The organism is Nocardia sp. NPDC058497, assembly GCF_042720195.1.
Classification (GTDB): Bacteria; Actinomycetota; Actinomycetes; order Mycobacteriales; family Mycobacteriaceae; genus Nocardia.
Genome location: NZ_JBHXMY010000844.1, coordinates 1 through 1910 on the forward strand (window position 1 = coordinate 1; position 1910 = coordinate 1910).

The 1910-nt window shown below is 68.5% G+C and carries 1 protein-coding gene and 1 pseudogene; both read left to right on the plus strand.

The window, feature by feature from the left end; translation table 11 throughout:
- Positions 1-216, plus strand: a pseudogene (locus tag ACFWPJ_RS31665) (hypothetical protein); the annotation flags it as partial.
- 97 nt (positions 217-313) lie between these two features.
- Positions 314-1910, plus strand: a 1597-nt coding sequence (locus tag ACFWPJ_RS31670; RefSeq protein ID WP_378857028.1) for a DUF4185 domain-containing protein, incomplete at its 3' end; no start/stop codon positions are given.

The following is a 1910-nucleotide window of genomic DNA, read 5'->3' on the forward strand; positions in this document are numbered from 1 at the left end:
CTGGTGGGGGTGCTGTGGTCGACCGGCGCCCGCAATGAGGTTGGTCCGAGCCCGGACAACCTCGACGACGCCGCGCTGTCGGTAGCCAGGCTGCTGTGCGCCGCGGGCGGCGACCTGTCCGTCGCCGAGGGCTGGGCCAAAGGTGTTGCCGTAGTGAATGGTTCGCCCGACTTCGCGGCGGCCGTCCACGAGCAGGCCGCCCTCTACTCGCGCTGAACCCCGTCACCCATTCAACGAATTCGAACGGAAGTAGTACCTGATTACGCGCAGAGCGCGCTGTGGTCGCGGACCGCGAGCGGTCACCCTCGCGACCGTGCTGGTCGCCGTCGCCGCGACAGGGTGTTCGTCGGACGGCTCCCGGGATGCTCCCGCGGCTGCCTCGCCGGAACTGGGCGCCCAGCAAACACTCGACCTACCGTCCGGCGGTGGTGACAAGATGCTGGTTCCCCCCGCACCCGGCCTGCCCGGGCTCGTCACGCCGGGTTCGAAGGTGCTGCCCGGTGCGCCTGCGGCGGCACCGAACTTCCCCGGTGTTTCGCTGGCGCCCAACGGAACCGGCGCGGCCGCACCGAGTACGGCGGGTACCGGCGGCGGCCTTCCGCAGGTTCCCGAAGGCGCCGGTGTCACCAACGCGTTCGTCGCGAAGGTGACCGGCGCCGGCTCGACCAGCGGGACCGATGTCGCGCACGGCGTCAGCGGAGCGGGCTATGCCGTGAGCTGGGACGCCGGAAACGACAAGGTGTTCACCGCGTTCGGTGACTCCTTCGGCGGCTCGCGTCCCGGGATCCAGCCCAGCGACCAGCCGCCGCTGATCAGTTCCAAAGGCCTCACCTTGCCGGTGATCCCGGAACTGCTGAAGTTCCCCGGCCTGCCGTTTCTCAATCTCAACGAGGGCGACACCACCGCCGCCGGCACCGCGGGCGACACCGGCACCCAGGGTCCGCGCGGATTCGACTGGCGCAGCAATACACTCGCGGTGTCGAGCAATCGCGATCTCGAGCACGGGATGAAGCTCGACTCCTTCGTCGAGGACCGCCCAGGCCACGCGGGCCAGGTGTTGACCAGCCGCAAGGTCGACGGCAGCGAGATCACCACCCTGCCGACCTCGGGGCTGTCGATCGGCGACCGCCAGTTCCTGGCGTATTCCTCCATCCGCGAATGGGGTTCGACCTCGGGCAGCTGGGTGAGCAACTACTCCGGCATCGCCTACTCCGACGACGGCGGCCAGTCCTGGACCAAGGACAAAGGCGCGGTCTGGCTGAACGCGGGCACCGGCTGGGCGTTCCAGATGCCCGCCATCACCAAGGGGCCTGACGGGTTCGTCTACATGTACGGCACGCCGCAGGGGCGCATCGGTGGCGTGTTCGTCGCCCGCGTCGCACCGGAGCGAATTCTCGACAAGGCTGCCTGGCAGCTGTGGACCGGTGCGGAGTGGACATCCGATCCGACCAGTCCGCCCGCCGCGATCGTCACCGGTGCGGTCGGCGAGGTGTCGGTGCAGTACAACGTGAGCATCGGCCGCTGGCTGATGATGTCGACCGACATTCTCGACAACGGCATCGTGTTGCGCCAGGCCGTGAACCCGATGGGTCCGTGGACCGACCCCGAGGTCGTCGTGTCCGGCAAGGACTACCCCTACGTCTACGGTGCGCACATGCACCCGTGGTCGTCGGGCAACGACCTGTTCTTCACCGTGTCCCAATGGTCCACCTACAACGTCTATCTCATGCACACCACGGTGGTCGCCAAGGCCCCGGCTGCCCCGAAACTCGGTACCCCGCCGGTGTATCTGCCGGGTGTCGGCGGCATCCCGTCGGGCGTAGAGCCCGCACACCCCGGCCCCGAACATCCCGACCACGTTGACCTGGTGCACCACGAAATACAGCCCCGCGTTAAGAACGGGCCCCCCG